Genomic DNA, 23698 nt, shown 5'->3' on the forward strand with positions numbered 1-23698 from the left:
TTGGCCGGTCGAGCGTTCTGGACTATCCGGTTTCAGAGCTCCGAGTGGACGAGGGAGCCGGCGACCCAGGTGGCAGCGACATGCATCGAGCGCAGGGCCGTCGCCTGCTCAAGGGACGACCCGGGGGCCAGGGGGTCGGCGTCGAGGAGGGCGAGGTCGGCGGGGTGGCCGGGGGCGACGGTGCCGCGACCGTCGGTGCTCGCCCCGAGGGCCTCGGCCGGCGTGAGCGACTGCTCGGGGTGCCAGGGATCGCGGTCGTCGGCGCTCCGGTGCACGGCGGCGGCGATCGCGAGCCACGGGTCGAGGGGAGACACGGGGGCGTCACTGCCCAGGGCCAGCTCCACGCCGTCGTCGTGGAGCCAGCGCAGCGCGAAGCAGCGGTCGGTGCGGTCGGGCCAGAAGCTCTCGGTGAGGTCGCGGTCGTCGAGCAGGTGTGCCGGCTGCACACTCGCGCGTACGCCGAGCCGCGCCATCGTGCGGGAGTCCTCGCGACTGATCAGCTGGGCGTGCTCGATCGACCCGCGCGCCCCGGTGGCCTCGAACTCCTTGAGCGCCTGCTCGACGGCGGCGTCGCCGATCGCGTGGATGGCGACCTCGAGGTGGTGCCGGTTGCCCGCCTCCATCACGTTGCGCAGGCCCTCGCTGGTGATGTTCGGGGCTCCGGTGCCGCCACCGCGGGAGTACTCCGAGCAGCACCACGCCGTGCGGGTGTTCAGCGACCCGTCCGAGATGACCTTCAGCGGTCCCATCGTCACGAGAGGGCCGCACCCGGGCAGCGAGGCGCCTGTCGGGACACCGGCGCGCAGGAAGTCGTCCAGCGTGTCGACGTACGCCCCGACCCGGACCCGCAACAGCTCGGCGCCGGCCGCCTCCCGCTCGGGCCAGTCCCGCACGCCCTGGTCGAACTCGAGGTCGACCAGGCCCGTCACGCCCTTGGCGGCGGCCTGCTGCATGGTGTGCAGGTAGGCGTCGGGCGAGGTGCCGTCGGCGCCGACCACCTCCGCCAGCCGCGGGTAGACCTTGAACCACTCGCTCTCGCTGACCACCCCGTCACGCTCGGGCAGCCGGAGGCCGCGCAGCGCCACGGTGTTGATCCAGGCGTGGTGGCCGTCGCCGCTGATGAGTACGACGGGCCGGATGCCGCTGACCTCGTCGAGCTCACGCACCGTCGGCTGCCGGTCCCAGCCGGCCGACCGGTGTCCCCAGCCGACGATCGGCACGTCGGGGAGCTCGGCCAGCCGCGTGCTCACGCGGGCCAGCGCCTCCTCGACCGAGCGGGTGCCGGTCAGGTCGAGCCGGAGTGACGCCAGCGCCCACTGGCCGAGGTGCACGTGCTGGTCCCAGAGACCCGGGACCAGCCAGCGGCCCTCGGCACGGACCTCGGCCCCGCCGACCGCGAGGGACGGCCCCACCTCGGTGACGTGTCCGTCGGCGACCCGGACGTCCACCGGCTCGGCGGGAGCCGGGTCTCCGCGCAGCGGCACCAGCCGCACGTCACGGAGCACGAAATCGGACATGGGCCCACGCTAGGGGAGGGCGTTGGCGAGCAGGTGGCCGAGGGTCGCCATCAGCAGACACCCCGCCACCGAGACCACGACGTACGCCGTCCCCTGGCGAGGACCGCCGCGCACCGACTGCACGGCGAACGCGGAGTACGTCGTCAGCCCGCCGCAGAATCCCGTCCCGAGCAGCGCAAAGGCGTTGCCCTCGACCGCGCCGCCCACCAGCGCTCCCAGCACGAACGAGCCCGCGAGGTTGACGGCCAGCGTGCCCCAGTGGAGGCGCCGGTCCAGGAAGTGGCCGGCGAGGAAGCGCAACGGTGCGCCCACGGCAGCGCCGGCGGCCACCAGCAGGGCGGTCACTCGTCCCACTCCTCGTCCATGGCCGCCTGTTGCTGCTCGGCCGAGGTCCACCGGCTCACGAGGAGTACGGCGGACAGCGCGGCCCCCACCGTGCCCAGGCAGTACGCCGACCCGAGCGCGACGTGGCCTCCGTCGAGCAGCGTGAAGGTGTCCACCGAGGCGGTCGACATCGTCGTGAACCCACCCAGCACACCGGCACCGAGCAGCACCCCGGCCCACGCGTGCCGCCGCACGACCGGCAGGAGAGGTAGCGCAGCGAGCAGCGCGGAACCCGCGATGTTGATCAGGAAGGTGACCCAGGGGAAGCCGCCGTGCCCGGTGGGGAAGGCGCTCTCCAACCCCCATCGCGCCAGTGCGCCGAGGGCTCCGCCGATCGCGGTTGCCGCACAGCCCACGAGCGGGGTGACGTGGTGCGGGCCGGACATGCTCCTCCTACGTTGACAGGGTCCAGTGCAACGTAGGGACTGTTGGCAGCGATGCTGCGGTTGTCGGCGAGCCCCACCGCCATCGCGGGAGATCCTAGTGGCTCAGGTCCGTCAGCGAGGTGGGACCGTCCCAGGGCGCTGGTTCCTCGCCCCGGCCCTGGCGCTCGAACTCGGTGAAGTACCAGTCCTGCAGGTCGACGAGCACGTCGGGCGGCCGTAGTGCCAGCAGGTGCTCGCTCGAGAAGGCCTGGTAGACCTCGTTGAGCAGGTCGCGGATCCGGGTCATGGTCTTCGGCGTGCTCAACGGCACCTGGTACTCGAGGTCCACGCTCTCCTCGCCGCTCGCGATCGCCTGGTCGAGCCGGGAGATGCCGGCGCTCGACCGTCGCTCGCGATCGGCCTGCACGAAGATCTCGGTGACCTTGGTCGCGAGGGGGTAGTCCTCGGGTGCGGTCATGGCGAGCAGGCGCAGCTCGCGGCGTACCTCGAAGTGGAACCGGCGCATCTCGCCGAACAGCCGGGCCGGAACGCGGAGGAGCTGCAACGGCATCCGGTCGCCGTCGAGGATCTCGGGGCCTTCGGCGAGGTCGGGGTCGAAGATGAAGATCTCGCCGTCGAGGTGCTCCTCGACGCGGGCATCGCGGCTCGGCTCGAACCACACCGACTTGCTCCGTCCGTCATGGGCCAGGTCGGAGCCCCACCGGCTCGACATCATCGCCACGAGGTCGAGCCCGCGACCGAACGTGGTCACGTTGAGGTCGTCGACCTCCTCGGGCTCGGGTGCGTTCGGTGCGCGCTGCGGAGGCACCGGCGAGGAGTCCACCACCTCGATGCGCGGGTGGTCGACAGTGCCGCGGACCCGCACCGACAGCGGCGGCTGGGAGTGGATGAGCGCGTTGGTCACCAGCTCCGAGACCCCCAGCTGGGCAGCGTCCACCAGGTCCTCGCGGCCGATCTCCGCCAGGATCTTGGAGACCCACGACCGCGCGAGCTTCACCGACGGGGGACTCGCGGGGAGCACGAGTGAGCGCTTCGTCAGTGGCACCGTCCCTCGCTCCTGTGACGGGATCAGCCGGACGGGAGTCGGGCGACACTCCCGCATTCAGCAAAAGATTAGGGGAATGACACCGGTTCGGCACTCATGTGCGATCAATTTCAATCGACCAGTTTCAACAGCGCATTTTCCACGACCTCGGCCATCGAGGGGTGTATCCAGTATTGATTTCGTGCCATTTCGGCCGTGGGAGTGCCGAGACTGATCGCCTGCACGAGCGGCTGGAGCAGCAGGCTGGCCTGCGGTCCGATGACGTGCGCGCCGAGCAGCTGGTGGCCGTCGGGTGTGGCCAGCAGCTTGACGTACTGCTCGCCCGGCGGGCTCTCCATCGCCCAGCCATAGGCGATCGAGGCGTAGTCGTGGGTCACCGAGCGGTGCTCGATGCCCTGCTCCCGGGCCGCCTGGCTGGTCAGTCCGACCTGCGCGATCTGCGGTGAGGTGAACACCGCGGCCGGCACGAACCGGTGGTCGCTGGTGACGAGGTCGTCGGGGTGCAGCAGGTTGTGGCGTACGACGTCGGCCTCGTGGTTGGCGACGTGCTTGAGCTGGTACTCGCTGCTGACGTCGCCCAGGGCCCAGATGCCCTCGACCGTCGTGCGCTGGTGGTTGTCGACGACGACACGCCCGTCCCGGACCTCGACCGAGGTGTGCTCGAGACCGAGCCGGTCGGCGTTGGGGACGCGACCGGTCGCCATCAGGAGTACGTCGGTCTCGAGCTCGCTCCCGTCGGAGAGGTGCACAGCGGTCGCCGGTCCACTCTTCTCGACCCGGGTCGCGGTGGTGTCGAGCCGGACGTCCCACTGCCGGGCGGCCAGCTCGGTGAAGGTGCGGGAGATGTCCTCGTCCTGGTGGCGCAGCAGGCGCGGTCCGCGCTCGAGCTGGGTCACCTCGGTGCCGAGCGCGGAGAACACGTGCGCGAACTCGGCGGCCACGTAGCCTCCGCCCACGATGGTCATCCGGCGCGGCAGGTCCGACAGCCGCATCACGGTGTCGCTGGTGTGGAACTCGACCTCGTCGAGACCGGGGATCTCCGCGACGTGCACGCGGCTGCCGGCGGCGATGACGATCTGGTCGGCCGTGATCCGCCCACGACTGCCCGTGTCCAGGGTGTGGTCGTCGACGAAGGTGCAGTGCTCGTCGTAGACGTCGATGTTGGGCAGCCGGCGGCGGTAGGCCTCGCCGTCCCGGGCCATCGGGTCGATCCGGCCGAAGATGCGGTCGCGGATCTCCGGCCAGCGGGCTCCGTCGTACGACGTCTCCACGCCCAGTGCCGGACCATGCCTGGCGTTGCGGGCCAGGTCGGCCGGATAGACGAACATCTTGGTCGGGATGCAGCCCACGTTGAGACAGGTGCCGCCGAAGAGGTTCTCCTCGATGATCGCGATGCGTCCCCAGTCCTTGAACAGGTGGGTGACGACGGTGTTGCCCGAGCCGGTTCCGATCACGGCGAGGTCGTAGTGGGTCACCCCGCAATCGTGCCGTACGGCCGGTGCCACGCCCGGGTGTGACCGAGAGAACGGCCCAGGACTGGCACCTGACGGACGATGTTGGGAACTATGGACGTTATGGCTGACGTGAACACACTGAGCACGAAGACTGGGGGCCCCGCCCCCCGGCACCGCGTGGTCATCATCGGGTCCGGCTTCGGCGGCCTGTTCGGTACCAAGGCGCTGCGCCACGCTGACGTCGACGTCACGGTGATCGCGAGAACCACCCATCACCTCTTCCAGCCCCTGCTCTACCAGGTGGCGACCGGCATCCTCTCCGAGGGCGAGATCGCGCCCTCCACCCGCGAGGTGCTGGCCAAGCAGAAGAACGCGCGGGTCGTTCTCGGCGAGGTCACCGACATCGACCTCGAGCACCGACTGGTCAAGCACCACCTGCTCGGCCGCGAGACCGTCACCCCCTACGACTCCTTGATCGTGGCCGCGGGTGCCGGGCAGTCCTACTTCGGCAACGACCGCTTCGCCGAGTTCGCGCCCGGCATGAAGAGCATCGACGACGCCCTCGAGCTGCGCGGCCGCATCTTCGGTGCCTTCGAGCTCGCCGAGCTGGCGGCCGCCAAGGGGGAGCCGGTCGACCACCTGCTCACCTTCGTGGTCGTCGGCGCCGGTCCGACCGGTGTGGAGATGGCCGGTCAGATCGCCGAGCTGTCGAGACACACGCTCAAGCGCGACTTCCGCGCCATCAACAGCAAGCAGGCGCGGGTGATCCTGATCGACGCTGCCGGGCAGGTGCTGCCGCCGTTCGGCAAGAAGCTCGGTGCGAAGACGAAGGCCGCCCTCGAGAACCTCGGGGTCGAGGTGCAGCTGGGTGCGATGGTCAGCGACGTGGACGAGCGCGGGCTCGTCGTACGCGACAAGGACGGCACCGAGCGCCGCATCGAGGCGGTCACCAAGATCTGGGCGGCCGGTGTGCAGGCCAGCTCGCTGGGGCAGACGCTCGCTGAGCAGTCCGGCGCCAGCATCGACCGGGCCGGGCGGATCGGCGTCAATCCCGACCTCACCCTGCCGGGCTACCCGGAGGTCTTCGTGGTCGGCGACATGATCGCGCTGAACAACCTGCCCGGAGTTGCCCAGGTCGCCATCCAGGGAGCGAAGTACGCCGCCAAGGAGATCAAGGGACGGCTCAACGGCAAGCCGCAGCAGCGCCCGTTCAAGTACTTCGACAAGGGCAACCTGGCCACGATCTCGCGCTTCGATGCAGTGGCGGCGATCGGCAAGCTGCGCCTCAGCGGCTTCATCGCGTGGCTGATCTGGCTCGGCGTGCACCTGATCTACCTGACCGGCTTCAAGAACCAGGTCACGGCGTTGCTGCACTGGACGGTCACGTTCCTGTCCAACGACCGCTCGCAGCGCACCGCCACCGAGCAGCAGATCTTCGCGCGGCAGGCTCTCAAGCGGCTCCCGCGCGGTGCCTCCGAGCTGGTCAGCGATCCCGGTCACTTCGAGGAGCGCCGGGCCGAGCTCGAGGCCACGGCGGCGGAGGAGGCCCGGCTCACCGACTCCGGCGAGCGGGGACGCGTGGCGCCCGAGCGGGTCTGACCCGGCTCACTCGAAGCGCGGCGGCTTGCGGTGGTCGCGTTCCAGGGCCTCGCGAGCCCATCGCGGCAGGATGAAGACGCCCTCGGCACGGACCGTCGTCTGCCCGTCGGCGTCGCGCATCTCGCCCTTGACGATGGTCTTCACACCCTCGACCCGGTCGATCCATCCCTCGGCGCTCACGTCGCCGAGCGGGGTGTTCCTCTCGTAGCGCAGAGTCAGGGTGCCGGTCATGCCCGGCGATCCACCGGCGGCCGCGGCCTCGCCGAGGATCTGGTCGAGCACCAGGGCGACGACGCCGCCGTGCACCGTGTCGGGCGGTCCTTCGTAGAGGGCGTTGAGGTGGAAGGACGCCCAGGCGCGGCCCTCCTCGGAGCGCTGCATGTCGAGGGGTACGGCGATCGGGTTGCGCATCCCGACCACGGCATTGCCGTGCCCGCGGACGACACCCGACGAGGTGAGGCCGACCCCGAAGGCGCCCGGGATCTGCTGCTCCCGCAGACGAGCGGTGAGGCGCTCGATCTCCTCCCGCACCTCGGTGGCCACCTCGGCGGGGACCGTCGTACGCAGGGAGGCCTCGGCGAGTTCCCGGACGCTCTGGGCCAGTCCGCCGAAGGCGACACGCTCCTGCTCGAGCTCGTCCTCGGACATCTCCACGACGGTGTACTTGATCGGCACACCGGAAGGTTAGTGGGGCGGCGGGGTCAGCGCTGGAGGCGGGGGACGGGCGCCCGGCTGAGCCAGATCCGCACCCCGAAGGCAGCCACCGCGGCCACGGCGAACAGGGCCACCACCGCGAGCACGACGGTCGCGCCGGTCAGGAGGAAGGCGACGAGGGCCAGCCCGGCCAGACCGGTCGCCACCCAGTGGAGGCGGGTCATCGTGCGGCTGAGGTCGGAGCGGCGGATGACGCCGGCGAAGTCGATGTCCTGGCTCGGCGGACGGACGAAGGCGACCGGGGAAATGGCCGGGGGGACGGTCTCCGGCTCGGGAGCGACGGCGTCGAGCCCGGGCGTCACCGTCGCCTCCGCCGCCGGCTCGGGATCGTCGTCGTGACGACGGACGGGTTGGCTCGGCACGTCACTCGCCTCCGGCTGGGTGAGTGGCAGCACGAAGGAGCGCTCGAGCCACTCGGGAGTCTGGTAGCGATCGGAGACAGGAGTCTGGACGGAGTGCTGGGACCGGGCCAGCTCGCGCATCCGCCAGCGGCGACTGTGCGCGCCCTGGCGCCGCGTGTCACGAGCCGAGACGTGGTCCATCTGCCCTCCCGGTGCCTCTGATACGAGTGTGCACCTGTTGAGGTCCTACCCAACAGCATCTGCGTCCGAATCCTTTGCGACATCAACGACGGGCTGGCGGACAAGATATGGCCAACCGGCACAAATTTGTCCAGAAAACGGCAAGCTCGGTGTGGCTCAGGGCACGAGCACGAGCCGCCCGTCGACCTCTCCGGCGGCCTGCCGTGTCCACGCCTCGCCGGCGGCTGCGAGTGGACAGACCTCGTGGGCGACCCGGATCCGTCCCACGGCGGCGTGCCCGAGGACGGCGGTCAGTGCCTCGCGTCGCTGGTCGGGCGAGATCGCGTTGTTGGTGTAGCCGAGGATCTGCAGCGACCGGCTGCGCAGCACCGCGGAGGAGTACGTCGTCGCATCGGCCATCGAACCGCCGAGGTTGACCAGCCGCCCCTCGAGCCCGAGCACCTGCAGGGCGGCGGTGGCCGCGGCACCCCCGACCGGGTCGACGACGATGTCGACGCCGGTGCCCAGCTGGCTGCTCAGCAGCGAGGTCATGGCGACCGGGTCGTCATGCAGTGCGACCACCTCGTCGGCGCCTGCTGCGCGGGCGCGTTCGGTGCTGGGTCCGGGGCGGCACACGCCCACCACCCGGCCGGCGCCCAGCGCCCTGGCCGCCCCGATCACCGACTGCCCCACCGCACCGCCGGCGCCGAGGGCGAGCACCGTCTCGCCCGGGCGGAGCCGGCCCTTCCAGGTCAGGCTCATCCAGGCGGCGATGGCCGAGGTGCCGAGGGCTGCGACAGCCGCGTCGTCCGGGCGGTCCTCGATCGGCACCACGTCGTCATCGCGTACGACGCACCAGTCCGCCATGCCGCCGTCACCCGGAGCCATGCCGGCACTGGTCGCGAACCACACCCGCGTGCCGACCGGCACCGAGCCCGACTCCTCGACGACACCGACGCCCTGGACACCGGGGACGTAGGGGACGGCCGGCTCCCCGAAGTACGACGTGCCGGAGGCGCACAGCAGATCCAGGGGTACGACGGGCACGGCCGTCACGCGCACGAGGGTGTGCCCCGGCTCGACCACCGGATCGGGATGGTCACCGACCTGCGGGGGTTGTCCCGGCGTGTGGATGACGACCGCGCGCATCAGGTGGCGATGTCGGGATAGGGGAGCGTGAGGTGCTCCATCGCCTTGCCGTAGGCGATCTGGTACTCCAACGGACCGTGGTCGCGCTCGAACATCGCGATGAACAGCGTCAGTGTCAGGAACGGGTGGGCGCCCATCTCGAACAGGGTGACGTGGTCGTGCTCGCGCAGCGCCGTACGCTCCTCGTCGGTGAAGGCCAGCCAGGTCGACCGCTCGTCGCCGTGGCAGTTGAGGATCGAGTTGGCCATCTCGGACTCCCACCAGGTCACCAGGCCCGCGGGGTCCTCGCGGTAGCGCTCGACCAGCTCCGGGTCGCGGTCGACGGTGTAGAGGAACTTGTCGAGGAGGTACTTGCTCACGGTGTCGGCACCCCTTCCGGATACCAGGTGAAGTAGGCCTCCATCGTGTGGAACAGGTCGAGGCTGTCGACGTGGTCGGCCTTCTGGCCCTCGCCGGCGACGCCCATCATCAGCATGAAGTCCATGAACCCGTGGGTGGCGTTGCCGGGCAGGTGCAGGCTGTCGAGCGTCACGTCGCCGCAGCAGCCCTCGAGGTCGCCGTTGGCGATCCACTCCACGGCCTTGCGGTCGAACTCCGGGTCCGGGCCGTGCTCGCCGAACTGACGAGGACCGCCGAGCTCGAGGGACAGGTGGCCGGTGCCGATGATCGCGACCCGCTTGTCCGACGGCCACGACTCGACCATCGCGCGGATCGCCTTGCCGAGGTCGACGAACCGCTGGGGTCGCGGCAGGGGTGGCGCGAAGATGTTGGTGTAGATCGGCACGATCGGCAGGTCGGCCTCGGGGCGCAGCGTGATGATCGGGCAGGTGATGCTGTGGTCGATGCGCAGCTCGTTGCTGAAGGCGAGGTCGAAGTCGGCGTCGAGCCCGTTGCGCAGGATGTGCGTGGCCAGCTCCTCGTCGCCCGCCAGGGTCATCCGCGGCAGCCCGAACTCGCGTTCCTCGTTGTACCAGTTGGCGTCGAAGTACGGCGCCTTGCCGACCAGGAACTGCGGCATGTTGTCCAGCCACAGCTGGTGGAAGTGGTCGCTCCCGACCATGACGAGCACGTCGGGGCGGGCCTTGGTGAGGGTCTCCCGGAAGGTCTCGATCTTGGCGACCCACTCGTCCGCGAACGGTGGTCGGTCAGCGCCCGTGGACGTGCTCGCCCGGTAGTAGAACGGGTGGTGCGTCGAGGCGATGACGGCACAGACGGTCGCCATCAGCGGTCTCCTTCCTGGGGCGGGTCGTGCGGGTCGACGTAGACGGCGTTGCGGTCGACGGTCAGGTAGGCGTCCATGCCGATCGGCCGACGGCGCTCCTCCGCGATCTGGCCGAGCAGCCCGGCAGCGCGGGCCAGCAGGGCGAAGCCCCGCAGCAGCTCGACGGGCAGGTCGAGGTCGGCGAGTGCCGCGCCGCAGACGCCGGCGCCGTTGAGCGGGAGACGGCGACCGAGGACCTGCTCGTGGACCCGACCGATCGCCTCGAACAGCCGCAGGTGCGGTCCGCGCAGCCCCTCCTCCTCGGCGATGCCGATGAGCACCGGCGTACGCGGATCGGTGACCTTGTGCACCGGGTGCCCGAGCCCGGGCACGAACCGCCCGGCCGCCTTCGTGGCCCGCACGGCCTCGAGCGCGAGCACGTCCCAGCCGGCCTCGTCGTCGGGCAGGTCGCCGTCGTGCCCTCGGAGTACGTCGTGCAGGTAGCTGCCGCAGTCCTCGGTGACGCCGAGGAAGCGTGACCCGCCACCGAGCAGGCCGGCTGCCAGCGCGCCCTGGAGGGAGTCGGGTGCCGAGAGGTACGTCAACCGCGCGGCGATGGCGGTGGGGGTGAAGCCGTGGTCGGCGAGGGCCACGAGGACCGCCTCGAAGACCCGAGTCTCCGACGGGGTCGGTCGACGCATCGCGACCAGCCAGAAGGCGAGCTCGCCGAAGCCGACCTTGCCCATCAGGTCGGCGGTGAGGTCCTGGCCGAGCAGCCGGATCTGGTCGGCGTCGGAAGTGCCGAGTGACGTCGGAAAGCTGAGCTCGTCGGTCATGGGGTCTCCTCGCTGAGCCATTGTCGGATCTCGTCGCCGTGCTCGTCGAGACCAGGTGGCGGGAGCACGTAGTCGGCGGGCGTCTCGGAGAACCTGATCGGGTTGCGGACCGACGGCACGGCGGCATCGCCCTCGCCGGCCAGGATGACCGGGTCGAGGCCGACCTCCTCGGCGAAGGCCACCCCACCCTCGACGGTGTTGATCGGCCCGCACGGGACACCGGCCGCGATGATGTCGTGGAACCAGTCGTCCTTGCTCCGCGTGCGCAGCCGCTCCACGAGCAAGGGCCGGAGCAGCTCGCGGTTGGCGGTGCGGTCCTCGTTGCGCGCGAAGCGGGGGTCGTCGGCCAGCTCGGGGACTCCGAGCACGGTGACCAGCTTGCGGAACTGGCCGTTGTTGCCGGCGGTGATGATCAGGTCACCGTCGGCACACGGCAGGGGTTCGTAGGGGAAGAGGCTCGGATGGCTGTTGCCCATCCGGGTCGGGACGGTCCCCCCGGCGACGTACGCACTGGACTGGTTGACGAGCCCCGACAGGGCCGAGGACATCAGGTTGACCTCGACGTGCTGGCCACGACCGGTCTCGTGACGCAGGTTGACCGCCGCCAGGACGCCGATCGTGGCGTGCAGGCCGGCCATCACGTCGAAGACCGAGATGCCGGCGCGGTAGGGCTCGCTGTCGGGCGCACCGGTCAGGCTCATCAGCCCGGAGATGGCCTGCACGATCAGGTCGTAGCCGGGCAGCGCCGCGCCCTGGGGCCCGGAGCCGAAGCCGCTGATCGACGCGTAGACGATGCGCGGGTTGGTGGCCGAGACGGACGGATAGTCCAGGCCGAAGCGGGCCAGGCCGCCGGGCCGGAAGTTCTCGATGAGCACGTCGGCGCGACGGGCCAGCTCCTGCGCCGCGGCCGCGTCGTCGGCGTCCTTGAGGTCGAGCGCCACCGAGCGCTTGTTGCGGTTGACGCCGAGGTAGTAGGTGGAGACACCGTCGCGGACCGGCGGGCTCCAGGTGCGGGTGTCGTCACCGTTCGGTCCCTCGACCTTGACGACCTCGGCCCCGAGGTCGGCGAGCAGCATCGTCGCGTATGGCCCCGCGAGGATCCGGGAGAAGTCCGCCACCAGCAGGCCGGCCAGGGGTCCGCTCCGGGGGCGGGCGCCAGGTGCATCTCGGGGCGTCGGACCGCTCGTCATCGATGGATTGCCTCCAACTGTCGCGATACGGACATTCGTACGCATCGACCGTCGCTCGAGTCTCACCAGCGCTGGATGAGCCTGTCAAGGGGGCTGGGCACTCACCCTTGACAGGCTCGGAGGCAGGGTACGACAGTGGCTCAACTGGGAGTGTGACCGGTATGCGGATAGACGTCCGCGACACTGGTCGGAACTGGAGGAGCGCGATGTCCACGTCTGATGTTGGGGCCCCGATCGTCTTCCGCGGCGGCACCGTCGTGACCATGGACGATGCCCACACCGTGCTCCCGGGCGGCGACGTGCTCGTCGTGGACGGCTTGATCGCCGCCGTGGGCCAGTCCCTCGACGTGCCCGAGGGCACGCGTGAGATCGACGCCTCCGACGGCATCGTGATGCCGGGGATGGTCGACACCCATCGACACATGTGGCAGACCGCGATGCGGGGGTACGGCGCCGACTGGACGCTGACCCAGTACTTCGTCTGGTACTACCTCGAGCACGGCAGCAAGTTCCGTCCCGAGGACGTCCGCGCCGGCAACCTGCTCTCCGCGTGGGACGCGCTCGAGGCCGGCGTCACCACCACCGTCGACTGGTCGCACGGGCTGCAGACCGTCGAGCACGCCGAGGCTGCCGCCGACGCCCTCGAGGCGGTGCCCGGCAGGTTCGTGCTGGCCTACGGCAACATCCAGGCCGGTCCCTGGGAGTGGACGGCCGATCCGGACGTGCAGGCGTTCCTCGAGCGCCGGGCCAGGGCGAGCGACCGGTTCGACGTACAGCTGGCCTTCGACGTGACCGGCGACCCGGCGTTCCCCGAGAAGGCGGCCTTCGAGGTGGCCCGCGAGCTGGGGCTGCCGGTGAGCACCCACGCCGGCGTCTGGGGCGCCACCAACGACGACGGCATCCGGCTGATGCACGAGAACGGGTTCGCCACGCCGGAGACGGTCTACGTGCACGCGGCCACGCTGAGCCCCGACTCCTACTACCGCATCGCCGCGTCGGGAGGCTCGGTCTCGGTGTCGACCGAGTCCGAGCAGAGCGCCGGGCAGGGCTACCCGCCCACCTGGCAGCTGCGGAAGTACGGCATCCCGGTGTCGATGTCGATGGACACCAGCGTGTGGTGGAGCAGCGACCTGTTCTCCGCGATGCGGTCGACGCTGGGTGCCGACCGGTCACGCGAGCACATGGAGGCGCACGCCAAGGGCGACACGGTCACCCACCACCGGCTGCGGGCCGAGCAGGTCGTCGAGTGGGCGACCCGCGGTGGTGCCGAGGTGCTCGGTCGTTCCGACATCGGCAGTCTCGAGCCCGGCAAGCAGGCCGACGTCGTACTCATCAAGAACGACGCGTCGCCGGTGTCCTTCCCGATGCTCAACCCCTACGGGCAGATCGCCTTCCAGGCCCAGCGCGGAGACGTGCACACGGTGCTCGTCGGCGGCACGGTCGTGAAGGAGGACCACCGGCTGGTCGGGGTCGACCTGGCCGATGTACGCCGCCAGATCGATGCGACCGTCGACCACCTGCGGTCCACGCTCGGTGAGGAGGTCTGGGTGCAGGGCATGAACCCCGACCTCCCGGACGACGAGCTGTTCGACAACCCCTACCAGTACACCGACTACGCGGCCGACACGACGCCGGGGGAGTGAGGTGGCCGGACGCGGTGCGGGACCGGACTTCGTCGAGTCGCTCGCCCGCGGCCTCGACATCCTGGCCTGCTTCGGGACCGACCACCGCACCATGACGCTCACCGAGGTGGCGACGGCTGCCGACCTGGCCAGGCCGACCGCGCGTCGGCTGCTGCTCACCCTGGAGGAGCTCGGCTACGTCACCTCCTCCGACGGATCGTTTGCCCTCACGCCGAAGGTGCTCGGTCTCGGGATCGCCTACGTCAGTGGCCTCGGTCTGTGGGACATCGCGCGGCCACACATGGAGCGCCTGGTCGCGCAGACGGGTGAGTCGTCGTCGATGGCCCAGCTCGACGGGTCCGACATCGTCTACGTCGCCCGGGTCTCGGTGCCGAAGATCATCGCCCTCCGGGTCGAGATCGGCACCAGGTTCCCGTCGCTGCAGACCTCCCAGGGCAAGGTGCTGCTCGCCGCCCTGTCCGTCGAGGAGCTGGAGCGGACCCTCGAGCAACCGAGCCGCGCCGGGCTGCCGCGCTACATCGGCCGCAGCCGGGCTCAGCTCGACGCGGAGCTGGTCGAGGTGCGTGCCCGCGGCTGGGCCCTGGCCGACGAGGAGCTGGCGCCGGGTGTCCGGTCGGTCGCGGTGCCGGTGCGCGACGGCACCGGCACCGTCCGGGCCGCGATGAACGTGACCGTGCACGCCGCCGAGACCACCACCGAGCACCTGCTGCAGCACCACCTGCCCCTGCTGATGCGCAGCGCCGGCGACGTCAGTGCCGAGTGGGCCCTCTGGCAGGCCCGGCCGCACGTCGAGGTCGAGCGACCGGCCGAGGGTTCCGGCTAGCGGCTGCTCGGTGCGGCACCGGTCTACCCCGACCAGGGCGCGGGGTATCTGGGCCCTCATCGCTTGCTCCGGAACTTGAAAGGAGCACGTCGATCGAGGAGGACTCATGCGATTTTCCATCCCATCCTTTGCCGCGGGGGTGTTGGCAACCACCGTCCTGGTGGCAGTACCGGCAACCGCGCTGGTGAGGACCACGGCTACCGACAGTCACCCGAACACCTACGACGGCACCTCGCCGTCGTTCACGATGAACCCCGTCCAGTTCCGGATCGGGACGAGCATCGACGACGCCGAGGCGCCGACCGCGACGCTGTGCGAGACCAGCCCCTGGAACACCAACATCCCCCTGCGGCTGAGCTGGTCCGGCAGCGACGCGACCAGCGGTCTCGCGGGGTATGACGTGTGGGGTGCCGGCCCCGCGTTCGGCGGCGTGAACAAGGAGGTCGCCGGGACCACGGCCACGTCGTACAACCTGGCCGGCTACAACTACGGCGGCGACTGCGGCGAAGGGCCGCTCTGGGACCGCTCGTACTGGGTGGTCTCCACCGACAACCGCGGCAACACCGCGAGCTCGAACGAGGTGCGCCCGGACGTCCAGGTCTGGCAGGAGACCGGGCGCGACCAGTTCGGCGATCCCGGCATCACCATGGCCCGCACCGGCACCTGGACGGCTTCGAGCTGCACCTGCTTCAACAACGGCAAGACGCTGTACTCCACGGCTGCCGGTGCTTCGCTGAGCTACACCGTCTCGGCTGACCGGCCGGGACAGACGGTCGCGATCGTGGTCGAGAAGAACGCCAACCGGGGCACGGCGAACATCAGTGTCGATGGAGGTACGGCGACCGCGGTGAACACCCAGGCCTCCTCGCCCACCCACCGGGTGATCGTGTGGCAGAAGACCCTCGGTGTGGGCACCCACACCGTCAAGGTGACCAACGCCGGCACCGCCGGACACTCGCGGGTCGACGTCGACGCGGTGATGCTGACGGTCGGCCAGGGCAACAGCTCTCCGCCCGAGCCCTCAGGCGACTGATCGGCTCGAGGAGAACCCCGCCGCGTATCTGAACAGCGGCGGGGTTCTCCTCGTTCACAGGACACAATCAGCCGGCAGCAGGCCGACTGGCTCCAGGAAGAAGCCACCGATGGACCTCACCACTTGCCCCGAATGCGGGAACGCTGCCGAGATCGTGTGGCGCGACGTCCTCGAGAGCACCGACGGACCGACCGAGCACGCCAAGGTGGTCTGCGTCGACCGACACTGGTTCCTGATGCCCGTCGCCTCGCTCGCCAGCCCGCGGCTGCCCGCGCGTGGGGGACGTCACGTCTCGACCGACGTGCCTGGACGCGACGCTCCTCGTTGATCGCTTCGTGGACCTGACGACCTGCCCCCAGTGCGGCAACGCCGCCGAGATCACGTCGCGCGACGTCCTCGAGAGCACCGACGGCCCCATCGAGCACGCCAAGGTCGTCTGCGTCTCGCAGCACTGGTTCGTGCTGCCGGTCGCCTCGCTCGCGGCCCCGCTCCGCCACCCGACGAGGCCTCAGACACCAGCGATCTAGACCGGATCGACCATGTCGATCGAGGTGGTGGCCCTGCGCGCTACTCGGTCGTAGTCTGAGCGCGCAAACGGGGGACAAGCCAGGACCGCAAGGCCTGGACGAGGATTGCAGCCCGTGCTCCTCACGAGGGGCACGGGCATATCCCCCGCCACTTTTCTGACACTCGGGTCGCGGGCGCCCTCACGTCGTCGGTCCACATCTGAGTGCGACGCACGCCGTCCGTGGCCCCTACCCCCCCGATGGGGCCGCGGACGGTCCACGTGCGCGTTGACCTCAGATCTCCGGCTGCGGTGCCGAGCTCAGCGCGACGTCGAGGTCCTGGGCCACCTCGTCGAGGTCGAGGGCCCAGGTGTCGTGCGGAGCCACCACGGTCAGGGAGTCCAGCCGCTGGCTGGCCCTGCGGACGGCATCGCGCAAGGTCTGCGCGCGCGCTCCGTCGGTCTCGCTCGGCGCCGACGACTCCAGCACCGTCAGCCGATCCTCGGCCGCCCCGACCCGGGGCGAACCGACCTCCCACCCGCCGACGACCTGGTCGAGGGACCTGGACTGCCGCAGCTCGGGCAGCAGCACGTGGGCGAACCACGCCACCTCGTCCTCGGCGCGCTGCAAGTCCTCGCGCCAATGCTTCCCGCGCCGGGCATGAGCCCACGCGACCGCCGATCCCGCCAGCACGGCGAGCACGAGAGCGGCGAGGACCCACCACACCCACGACGGTGTCTCGCCACCCTCGTCCGGGGAGGCCGCGGACGTCGTCGAGGTCTCCGGCTCCACCGACGCCGTAGGTGACGGCGGTGCCGTCTCGGTCGCAGTCGCTGTTGCCGTGGCTGTCGCTGTGGCTGTCGCTGTGGCTGTCGCTGTGGCTGTCGCTGTCTCGGTGGCTGTCGCTGTGGCTGTCTCCGTGGCCGTGACGGGGGTCCTGTCGGGCGGCTCGCTGGTCTGCTCGGGCTTCGCGTCAGCGGTCTCGGTTTCCCGCGTGCGTTCAGGTCGGGAGGGCCAGGCGTCGCTGGTCGTTCTGGTCGCGGTCGGTGATGGCACGTCGACGGACCGCGACGGCGAGGGCCTGGGTGTCTCGGCGCTGCCGCCCCCACCTGCGCCTCCGCAGCCCGTGAGCAGGACGGCGAGCACCACGCACACAGCAGATCGAGTAGCACGGTGTTGCATCGCGCTGCCTCCCCGCCGGTCAGATAGGTGGCCCTGTGCGAACACTCAGCGAAGTGCCTCACCCACGCTGCGTTTCGTCCGCCTTCTCGACGACCTGTGGAGACGCTAGGGAGCGGGCGGCGCATGCGGTTCGCCCGAGAAGGGTGAGTGACCGGTGGGCCCCGTGGGACTCGAACCCACAACCCGCGGATTAAAAGTCCGCTGCTCTGCCAATTGAGCTAGAGGCCCGGGCGAACAGGAGACTAGTCGGGTTGAGCGGCGCGGACACGGTCCGGGTGGCCTACTGACGCGCCATGGCGACGCGCAACCGTCCCTCCGGGGAGATGAAGTGGTCGTTGTCGTCCTGGGCCAGATCGATCTGCACCCACGAGATCTTGCCGGTGAACTTGCTGGTCTCGGCCGAGTAGTCGGGGGTCACGGTCGTGCCGGACTCGTAGCCGATGTCGGTGGTCTCGTCGGCGGAGAAGACCATCGGCTGGGTCATGCCGATGCGTCCTGAGCCCGCGGAGTCGCCGTCGTAGTACAGGGTTGCCTCGCCGCCCTTGGCGAGCCCGCCTCCGTCGTACGCGAACTCCATCCGCACCTGATGGGTTCCTGCGGGCACCGGCGAGGCGGCCTCGACGGGGAACTCGTGGATGCCGAGCACGTTGTAGACGAACTTCGCCCTGCCCGCCTTCAGGTAGAGGGCCCAGCCGCCGAAACGGCCACCCTGGGCGATGATCACGCCTTCGGCGCCACCCTCCGGGACCTCGATCTCGGCGGTCACCGAGAACGACTTGTTCTTGATGCTGACCACGCTGTTCTCCGAGAGACGACCCATGCCCGGGAAGAAGAGCTGCGAGGTTCCCCGGATCAGGGTCGGGCGTCCGGCAAGCCCGGGTTCGAGCCGCTCGGCACCGCGGTCGTCGATCGGCAGCACGTTGTACTTCGTGGCTTCGATGATCCACAGTCTCTGCAACTTGGCCAGCAGGTCCGGATGCTCGGCGGACAGGTCGCGCGCCTGGCTGTGGTCGCTCGAACCGTCATAGAGCTCCCAGACATCGTCGTCGAACGGAGGCAGCTGGCCGACCAGGACCCACGGGGTGCGGTGCTTGGTCACCGCGCTCCAGCCCTTGTAGTAGAGACCACGGTTGCCGAACATCTCGAAGTACTGCAGGTCGTGCTGCTCCGGTGCGCCCTCCTCGTTGAAGGTGTAGAGCATGGAGGTGCCCTCCATCGGCGACTGCATCACGCCGTTGACCATGGTCGGCTCGGGCAGCCCGGCCGCCTCCAGCACGGTGGGTGCCAGGTCGATGACGTGGGTGAACTGCGAACGCAAGCCACCCTTCTCCTCGATGCCGGCCGGCCAGTGCAGGATGGTGCCGTTGCGGGTGCCGCCCCAGTGAGAGGCCACCTGCTTGGTCCACTGGTACGGCGTGCACATCGCGTGTGCCCAGCCCACCGCGTAGTGGTTGTACGACGTGGGCGATCCGAGCTCGTCGATCTTGCTGCGCAGGAACTCGGGTGTCTCCAGAGCCGCCATCCCGTTGAAGTTCGCCATCTCGTTGAAGGCGCCGTTCAGGGTTCCTTCGCCGGAGGCGCCGTTGTCTCCGATGATGTAGTAGACCAGTGAGTTCTCCAGGACACCGAGGTCGTCGATCGCATCGATGACCCGGCCGACGTGGTGGTCGGTGTGTTCCAGGAACCCGGCGTACACCTCCATCTGGCGAGCGAGCACCGGTTTGAGCTCTGCAGGCATCTCGTCCCACGCCGTGATCTCGTCGTGCCGGACGGTGAGCTCGGCATCCTCCGGGATCACTCCCAGCTCCTTCTGCCGGGCGAAGGTGCGCTCGCGCAGGACGTCCCAGCCGTCGTCGAACTGTCCGGCGTACTTGTCGGCCCACTCCTTCGGCACGTGGTGGGGCGCGTGGGTGGCGCCGGGCGCGAAGTAGACGAAGAACGGCTTGTCCGGCATCAACGCCTTCTGCTGGCGGATCCAGTTGCAGGCGTGGTCGGCCAGGTCCTCGGTGAGGTGGTAGCCCTCCTCGGCCGTCGCCGGCGGCTCGACCGGCGTGGTGCCGTCGTACAGCGCGGGGTCCCACTGGTTGTTCTCGCCGCCGATGAACCCGTAAAAGGTCTCGAACCCGCCACCCGCGGACGGCCAGGCGTCGAAGGGGCCCATCGGCGAGGACTGCCAGACCGGCACCTCGTGGCACTTGCCGAACTGGGCGGTCGAGTACCCGTTGAGCTTGAGGGTCGTGGCCAGCGGCGCTTTGGTGTTCGGCCGCAGCGAGTTGTTCCCGGGCGCCGAGGTGGCGGTCTCGGTGATGCTGCCCATGCCGACCGAGTGGTGGTTACGGCCGGTCAGGAGGGCCTGGCGGGTCGGGGCGCACAACGCCGTGGTGTGAAACCGGTTGTAGCGCAAGCCGCCGGCCGCGAGCCGCTCCGCCGTCGGCGTCTGGCACGGTCCCCCGAAGGCGCTCGAGGCACCGAAACCGACGTCGTCGAGCACCACCACCAACACGTTGGGCGCGCCCTCCGGCGGAAGCAGCGGCTCGATCGGCGGGTACGACGTGTCGGGGTCCTTCGCGTCGTACGTCGTCAACCCGGGCGACGGGCGATCCGGGATGGGCAGGATGCTGCGTGCGTGTCGATCAACGCTCATGACGCCGGACCGTACGGAGTCGGGGGAGCTCGCGACTCGTCAGATTCGGGTGAGCCATCGCTGGCAGCGCGGGGGCAGGATGGATCATCTCCAACGTGCACAGGGGAGTGGAGCATGTCCAAGAATCGTCAGCGGCACCTGGGCAGGTGGGCGGCCGCGATCGTCGGAGCGCTGGTGGCCCTCAAGGCGTTGATCTTCTGTGTCTCGCGGTTGTTCCGCTTCACCAGACATGAGGTCGAGACCCGTGGAGGTGACGTGGCGTTCGTGCTCGGTATCGCCGAGCGCCGCCGCAGCCGTTAGTCGTCGTCTGGCCGTGACTCATTCGTGCGCGCCCCGACGTGAGCGGGGGCCGTTGGCTGGCTCCTCCATGGCCGCCTCGGTGACGGCGTACCGGCTCACCAGCGGGCCGGCCGAAACGCCGTGCAGCACCACGCTCGCGAGCACCGTGAAGGTGATCGCGGCCAGGGCCGGTGCCACTGCCGACGTCTCGCCCAGCTCCTCGACCGCTAGCAGGAGGAACACGACCGACGCCAGGCCTCTCGGCCCGAACCAGCCGACGAAGAGCACGGTTTGACGGTCCAGCCCCGTCCCCACCAGGGCCAGGGCCACGGGGACCACGCGTACGACCGTCAGGCTCAGCAACGCGTAGACGACCAGCGTCACGTCGAGGTGCTCGAAGGCCGCGGGTATCAGCACGGCACCGAACAGGAACCAGACCGCGAGCGCCGTCACCTCACCCAGGAGCTCCGGCAGCTCGGACGCGGCCTCGACGTCGACGATCGCCTCGTCGGTGGCGGCTGCGAAGGCGATGCCGGCCACGAAGGCCGCCACGAACCCGTTGCCGTCGACCGCGATCGCGAGCGTGAAGCTGCTCAGAGCCGTGGCCAGGGTGGCGAGCCGCTGCCCGCCGACCACGATCCAGTGTCGTCGGGCGCCGAAGGCCATCAGCACCGCGCTGCCCCAGCCGAGTGCGACGCCGACCGCCAGCCCCACGGCGAGATCGACCAGGGCATGACCCTCGGCTCGGGTGCTGTGGCCCGCGACCCCGAGCTGGCTGGCGGCGACGGCCAGGGTGAAGACCACGATCGGCGTGGCGATGCCGTCGTTGAGGCCGCTCTCCACGTTGAGCAGCCTGCGCAGCCGCAGCGGCACACGTTTGTCGTTGATCACCTGCGCGCTGAGCGAGGCGTCGGTCGGAGCCAGGGTGGCACCCACGAAACCGGCGAGCGCCCAGGAGAGGTCGCTGAACAGCCAGGCAGCCAGCACCGAGCCCAGGACGATCGAGAGCGGGAGCCCGATCCCGAGCAGTCGCGCGGGCAGGCGTACGTCGCGTCGGAGCCGCGCCACATTGATCCGCGAGGCGTCGGCGAACAGCAACAGGGCGAGCGTCAGCTCCGCGATCAGGTGGATCGAGGGCGTTTCGAGGTTGACCGGGAGAGGTCCCCAGTCGGGGTTGGCGAGCAGGTAGCCGGCCACGAGGAAGACGAGTGGACCGTTGATGTTGAACCGGCCCAGCAGGTTGGACACGACGGCCCAGCCGAGGACCAGCAGCGCGATGACGGCGAAGGTGGGTTCGCTCACTGGCCATCCGCCTCCGATCGGTGCGGACGGCGTACGCCGGTCCCCGCTCGTCGAACCTAGGGTTCACCAACCCCGCGGACTTCGTCCGATGTGGGTGAGTGCGGGCAGCACCGAGCGTCGCGGTCGATCTGCCCGGTCAGCTCGTGGAGGTCTCGTCGGAGCGCGCGGTGTCGCCCGCCGTGCGGTAGTGACGCACGATGCGTTCGAACTGGCGTGGCTTCACGTGGCTGGAGCGCAGCACCGTGCGGGGACCGTTGCCGTTGCGCACCGTTGCGGCCCACGAGGGGGAGGCCGGACGGCCGCTGAAGGTGACCGTCGTCGCCGGGTCGGTCAGCTCGAACCGGTCCGTGTGCCCGCCGCGATCGACCTCGAGCACACCTTCCTCGAGGGTGACGACGGTGGGCTTCCAGCCGAGCAGTGCCCACCACGCCACCAGCGCCAGCACGATGCACCCGCCGGCGACGACGAGCGCTGCCGAGGAGTCGTCACTGACCGCGACGAACAGGGTGATCACGGCGGTGACCGCCGCGATCACGAAGACGCCGCCGAGCAGGTAGCCGCGCAGGTGGGTCGGGCTGTACTCCACGAAGCGGGGGACGTCCGGGGGACGAGGGGCGGGCTCGGACGAGGGTGTCGCCTCCGGCTGTTCGGCGACGGGCTCAGGCTCGGGCTGCTGCTCGGGCTCCGGTTCCGGCTCCGGTTCCGGCTCGGCTTCCGCTTCCGCGTCGGCTTCGGTGTCGGCTTCGGCCGGTGGTTGCACGACGGAGAGGTGCGGCTCGGGCTGTGCCTCGGGCTCCGGTTCGGGTTCGGGTTCGGGCTCGGGCTCAGGCGCCTGCTCGCCCGCGGGCTCGGGGGTCGGTTCGGGGGTCGGTTCGGGTGCGGCGGGAGTGGGGTCCGGTACGGCGTACTCGACCCCGTCGGCGTCGACCATCGTCCCGTCGGCGTAGTGGTAGAGCCAGCCGTCGAAGGCCTCGGGGCCCTCGCCCTCGTGGAAGACCCAGCCCTCGTCGACGGCGTCCGGCTCCGCGTCGCCCTCGGCCCAGCCGGACTGCTCCGAGAGCCGGGAGAGGCCCGGGATCCGGGAGAGGATCCGGCGTCCGCGGTGCAGCTCGTCCTCGGCAGACGACTCGTGCGGGGCGTCGACCACGTCGGAGGACCCGGGCGCGACCCAGGAGTTGCGGGGGCGGTCTTCGGACGCGTTCGTGGGCTCCGACATCTCGTCGGGGTCGGGTAGCGCTGCGGGGTGGGAGTCGCCCATCTGCGCACCCTACGACCGCGGCGTACCGGTGCGGGCGGATCGTTCCCATTCGCCCCAATCGATGTCCCACGATGTAGACCTGTCCGGCCCCGGAGGCGCCGCCACCCGGTTCCAGGTGTGACCTCGCACTCCTTCCCATGACGAGATGACGCGCCGGACGCCGCGATCGGTGGCTCGTCGTACGCCTGCAGGGGCGTGGTGGGAGGCGGCCGGAAGGGACATCCGGGGCGAAGGTTCGGCACACGCCGTGGGTGCCGGCTCGCGTTTACGTCAAGGGTTGGTACGCTCAGCATGCAGGGTGCAAGTTCCAGCGGTTACACAACGCTTGTTGGAGTTTGTGATCCAACGGCGTTTCTTCTCTTTGCTACAAGGCTTGTGAGGCGGGACGGCGTATCACCCGCACCTTGCAGAGGCCGCTGAAGTGGCGGTCTCAAGCCTCAGTAACAGGAGAACACCAGCATGGCTCAGGGCACCGTCAAGTGGTTCAACGCCGAGAAGGGCTTCGGCTTCATCGCTCAGGAGAACGGCGGCGATGACGTCTTCGTTCACTACTCGGCAATCCAGTCGCAGGGCTACAAGTCCCTCGACGAGAACCAGAAGGTCGAGTTCGACGTCACGCAGGGCCCCAAGGGTCCGCAGGCGGAGAACGTTCGTCCCATCTGATCGCAACTCAGACGTTGGCCCCGACCGTTTCGGTCGGGGCCTTCGTGCGTTCAGGACGTCTCAGCGGGGGACCCGCTGTACCGGTCGTCAGACAAATCGGCGACCATGGTGTCCACATAGTGGTTTCCGGGGGCTCGAGCCCGGGTAGGACTTGGTCGTCACCATCCAAGGGGGACCGAGGGAAAGGGACTTGGAGCGTGGACCCGTTCGACGTGCGCCTGCAGGACGATGAGCTGCTCGACGAGGTGGAGCTGACCGCCAACCTCATCGTGGCCGCCAACCAGTCCGACGCGCACATGTCCCTCTCCGAGATCGACCAGATCCTCGGCGTACCCCCGCCCAAGCCGCGCGAAGGCGAGTGAGCTCTCC

Annotated in this window: 25 protein-coding genes and 1 tRNA gene; 9 read left to right on the top strand and 17 right to left on the bottom strand. The window is 69.9% G+C overall.

The features are described 5' to 3' along the window. Positions 1-32: 32 nt before the first annotated feature. The 5 genes from H976_RS0112945 to H976_RS0112965 all read right to left on the bottom strand — a co-directional run bounded on the left by H976_RS0112945 (position 33) and on the right by H976_RS0112965 (position 4807). Positions 33-1517 (bottom strand): amidohydrolase, encoded by a 1485-nt coding sequence (locus H976_RS0112945; RefSeq protein ID WP_027861890.1) that lies wholly within the window; start codon positions 1515-1517, stop codon positions 33-35. A 9-nt stretch (positions 1518-1526) separates the two neighbouring features. Then, on the bottom strand, positions 1527-1862 hold the full coding sequence (locus tag H976_RS0112950) for a CrcB family protein (RefSeq protein WP_027861891.1): 336 nt from the start codon (positions 1860-1862) through the stop codon (positions 1527-1529). Then, positions 1859-2287: a CrcB family protein gene (locus H976_RS26145; RefSeq protein WP_051276775.1), complete on the bottom strand. Its 429-nt coding sequence runs from the start codon at positions 2285-2287 to the stop codon at positions 1859-1861. Before H976_RS26145 ends, H976_RS0112950 begins: the two co-directional genes overlap by 4 nt. Positions 2288-2381: 94 nt before the next feature. Further along, positions 2382-3332: an ATP-binding protein gene (locus H976_RS28840; protein WP_051276776.1), complete on the bottom strand. Its 951-nt coding sequence runs from the start codon at positions 3330-3332 to the stop codon at positions 2382-2384. 110 nt (positions 3333-3442) lie between these two features. After that, positions 3443-4807 (bottom strand): mycothione reductase, encoded by a 1365-nt coding sequence (locus tag H976_RS0112965; RefSeq protein WP_027861892.1) that lies wholly within the window; start codon positions 4805-4807, stop codon positions 3443-3445. A gap of 99 nt (positions 4808-4906) precedes the next feature. Here H976_RS0112965 and H976_RS26155 point away from each other — a divergent pair, with 99 nt between their 5' ends. After that, positions 4907-6385 carry an NAD(P)/FAD-dependent oxidoreductase gene (locus H976_RS26155; RefSeq protein WP_196804059.1) on the top strand — a complete coding sequence of 493 codons (1479 nt, stop codon included), beginning with the start codon at positions 4907-4909 and terminating at the stop codon, positions 6383-6385. A gap of 6 nt (positions 6386-6391) precedes the next feature. Here the strand turns inward: H976_RS26155 and H976_RS0112975 are convergent, their stop codons facing one another. The 7 genes from H976_RS0112975 to H976_RS0113005 all read right to left on the bottom strand — a co-directional run bounded on the left by H976_RS0112975 (position 6392) and on the right by H976_RS0113005 (position 11996). Then, complete coding sequence (locus H976_RS0112975; RefSeq protein WP_231388908.1) at positions 6392-7060, bottom strand: PaaI family thioesterase; 669 nt, start codon at positions 7058-7060, stop codon at positions 6392-6394. Between the two features lie 26 nt (positions 7061-7086). Further along, complete coding sequence (locus tag H976_RS0112980) at positions 7087-7641, bottom strand: hypothetical protein (RefSeq protein WP_027861894.1); 555 nt, start codon at positions 7639-7641, stop codon at positions 7087-7089. A gap of 156 nt (positions 7642-7797) precedes the next feature. Next, on the bottom strand, positions 7798-8769 hold the full coding sequence (locus H976_RS0112985) for a zinc-binding alcohol dehydrogenase family protein (protein ID WP_027861895.1): 972 nt from the start codon (positions 8767-8769) through the stop codon (positions 7798-7800). Then, positions 8769-9128: a hypothetical protein gene (locus H976_RS0112990; protein WP_027861896.1), complete on the bottom strand. Its 360-nt coding sequence runs from the start codon at positions 9126-9128 to the stop codon at positions 8769-8771. The genes H976_RS0112985 and H976_RS0112990 overlap by 1 nt, the downstream gene beginning before the upstream one ends. Beyond that, positions 9125-9991 (bottom strand): extradiol ring-cleavage dioxygenase, encoded by an 867-nt coding sequence (locus tag H976_RS0112995; protein WP_027861897.1) that lies wholly within the window; start codon positions 9989-9991, stop codon positions 9125-9127. Before H976_RS0112995 ends, H976_RS0112990 begins: the two co-directional genes overlap by 4 nt. Further along, a complete protein-coding gene (locus tag H976_RS0113000) occupies positions 9991-10806 on the bottom strand; it encodes a citryl-CoA lyase (protein WP_027861898.1) in 816 nt (271 codons plus the stop codon). Before H976_RS0113000 ends, H976_RS0112995 begins: the two co-directional genes overlap by 1 nt. Beyond that, on the bottom strand, positions 10803-11996 hold the full coding sequence (locus tag H976_RS0113005; RefSeq protein ID WP_027861899.1) for a CaiB/BaiF CoA-transferase family protein: 1194 nt from the start codon (positions 11994-11996) through the stop codon (positions 10803-10805). Before H976_RS0113005 ends, H976_RS0113000 begins: the two co-directional genes overlap by 4 nt. 206 nt (positions 11997-12202) lie before the next feature. Here H976_RS0113005 and H976_RS0113010 point away from each other — a divergent pair, with 206 nt between their 5' ends. The 5 genes from H976_RS0113010 to H976_RS0113030 all read left to right on the top strand — a co-directional run bounded on the left by H976_RS0113010 (position 12203) and on the right by H976_RS0113030 (position 16022). Beyond that, a complete protein-coding gene (locus tag H976_RS0113010) occupies positions 12203-13639 on the top strand; it encodes an amidohydrolase family protein (RefSeq protein ID WP_027861900.1) in 1437 nt (478 codons plus the stop codon). A 1-nt stretch (position 13640) separates the two neighbouring features. Further along, complete coding sequence (locus H976_RS0113015; protein WP_027861901.1) at positions 13641-14462, top strand: IclR family transcriptional regulator C-terminal domain-containing protein; 822 nt, start codon at positions 13641-13643, stop codon at positions 14460-14462. A 184-nt stretch (positions 14463-14646) separates the two neighbouring features. After that, positions 14647-15495, top strand: a complete 849-nt coding sequence (locus tag H976_RS0113020; RefSeq protein ID WP_027861902.1) for a hypothetical protein — start codon at positions 14647-14649, stop codon at positions 15493-15495. Positions 15496-15604: 109 nt separating this feature from the next. Next, positions 15605-15823, top strand: a complete 219-nt coding sequence (locus H976_RS0113025) for a hypothetical protein (protein WP_027861903.1) — start codon at positions 15605-15607, stop codon at positions 15821-15823. A gap of 7 nt (positions 15824-15830) precedes the next feature. Continuing rightward, complete coding sequence (locus H976_RS0113030; protein WP_027861904.1) at positions 15831-16022, top strand: hypothetical protein; 192 nt, start codon at positions 15831-15833, stop codon at positions 16020-16022. Between the two features lie 273 nt (positions 16023-16295). Here H976_RS0113030 and H976_RS0113035 read toward each other — a convergent pair whose 3' ends face one another. From H976_RS0113035 to H976_RS0113050, 3 genes are all read right to left on the bottom strand, one after another. Continuing rightward, positions 16296-16793, bottom strand: a complete 498-nt coding sequence (locus H976_RS0113035) for a hypothetical protein (RefSeq protein ID WP_027861905.1) — start codon at positions 16791-16793, stop codon at positions 16296-16298. Between the two features lie 545 nt (positions 16794-17338). Next, positions 17339-17411, bottom strand: a tRNA-Lys gene (locus tag H976_RS0113045). Positions 17412-17463: 52 nt separating this feature from the next. After that, entirely contained in the window at positions 17464-19827 is a 2364-nt protein-coding gene (locus H976_RS0113050) for an arylsulfatase (protein WP_027861906.1), read from the bottom strand. A 114-nt stretch (positions 19828-19941) separates the two neighbouring features. On the opposite strand from H976_RS0113050, the gene H976_RS0113055 reads away from it, so the two are divergent. Then, the gene (locus H976_RS0113055) at positions 19942-20127 is read left to right on the top strand and encodes a hypothetical protein (protein ID WP_027861907.1); all 186 of its coding nucleotides are present in this window, start codon (positions 19942-19944) and stop codon (positions 20125-20127) included. Between the two features lie 18 nt (positions 20128-20145). Here the strand turns inward: H976_RS0113055 and H976_RS26160 are convergent, their stop codons facing one another. Together H976_RS26160 and H976_RS26165 are read right to left on the bottom strand one after the other, a co-directional pair. Continuing rightward, a complete protein-coding gene (locus H976_RS26160; RefSeq protein WP_051276778.1) occupies positions 20146-21408 on the bottom strand; it encodes a sodium:proton antiporter in 1263 nt (420 codons plus the stop codon). 136 nt (positions 21409-21544) lie between these two features. Further along, entirely contained in the window at positions 21545-22666 is a 1122-nt protein-coding gene (locus H976_RS26165) for a phage holin family protein (protein WP_036226222.1), read from the bottom strand. Between the two features lie 459 nt (positions 22667-23125). Between H976_RS26165 and H976_RS0113070 the strand changes: the two genes are divergently transcribed. Together H976_RS0113070 and H976_RS30370 are read left to right on the top strand one after the other, a co-directional pair. Beyond that, entirely contained in the window at positions 23126-23329 is a 204-nt protein-coding gene (locus H976_RS0113070; RefSeq protein WP_027861908.1) for a cold-shock protein, read from the top strand. A gap of 197 nt (positions 23330-23526) precedes the next feature. After that, positions 23527-23691 (top strand): hypothetical protein, encoded by a 165-nt coding sequence (locus H976_RS30370; RefSeq protein ID WP_196804060.1) that lies wholly within the window; start codon positions 23527-23529, stop codon positions 23689-23691. Positions 23692-23698: the final 7 nt, after the last annotated feature.

Source organism: Marmoricola sp. URHB0036 (assembly GCF_000426045.1).
Taxonomy (GTDB): domain Bacteria; phylum Actinomycetota; class Actinomycetes; order Propionibacteriales; family Nocardioidaceae; genus Marmoricola.

Coding starts and splice junctions, on each gene's coding strand:
- H976_RS0112945 (WP_027861890.1), bottom strand. CDS start 1,517: ATGTCCGATTTCGTGCTCCGTGACGTGCGGCTGGTGCCGCTGCGCGGA.
- H976_RS26145 (WP_051276775.1), bottom strand. CDS start 2,287: ATGTCCGGCCCGCACCACGTCACCCCGCTCGTGGGCTGTGCGGCAACC.
- H976_RS26155 (WP_196804059.1), top strand. CDS start 4,907: ATGGCTGACGTGAACACACTGAGCACGAAGACTGGGGGCCCCGCCCCC.
- H976_RS0112980 (WP_027861894.1), bottom strand. CDS start 7,641: ATGGACCACGTCTCGGCTCGTGACACGCGGCGCCAGGGCGCGCACAGT.
- H976_RS0112985 (WP_027861895.1), bottom strand. CDS start 8,769: ATGCGCGCGGTCGTCATCCACACGCCGGGACAACCCCCGCAGGTCGGT.
- H976_RS0112995 (WP_027861897.1), bottom strand. CDS start 9,991: ATGGCGACCGTCTGTGCCGTCATCGCCTCGACGCACCACCCGTTCTAC.
- H976_RS0113000 (WP_027861898.1), bottom strand. CDS start 10,806: ATGACCGACGAGCTCAGCTTTCCGACGTCACTCGGCACTTCCGACGCC.
- H976_RS0113005 (WP_027861899.1), bottom strand. CDS start 11,996: ATGACGAGCGGTCCGACGCCCCGAGATGCACCTGGCGCCCGCCCCCGG.
- H976_RS0113010 (WP_027861900.1), top strand. CDS start 12,203: ATGTCCACGTCTGATGTTGGGGCCCCGATCGTCTTCCGCGGCGGCACC.
- H976_RS0113025 (WP_027861903.1), top strand. CDS start 15,605: ATGGACCTCACCACTTGCCCCGAATGCGGGAACGCTGCCGAGATCGTG.
- H976_RS0113050 (WP_027861906.1), bottom strand. CDS start 19,827: ATGAGCGTTGATCGACACGCACGCAGCATCCTGCCCATCCCGGATCGC.
- H976_RS0113055 (WP_027861907.1), top strand. CDS start 19,942: ATGTCCAAGAATCGTCAGCGGCACCTGGGCAGGTGGGCGGCCGCGATC.
- H976_RS26165 (WP_036226222.1), bottom strand. CDS start 22,666: ATGGGCGACTCCCACCCCGCAGCGCTACCCGACCCCGACGAGATGTCG.
- H976_RS0113070 (WP_027861908.1), top strand. CDS start 23,126: ATGGCTCAGGGCACCGTCAAGTGGTTCAACGCCGAGAAGGGCTTCGGC.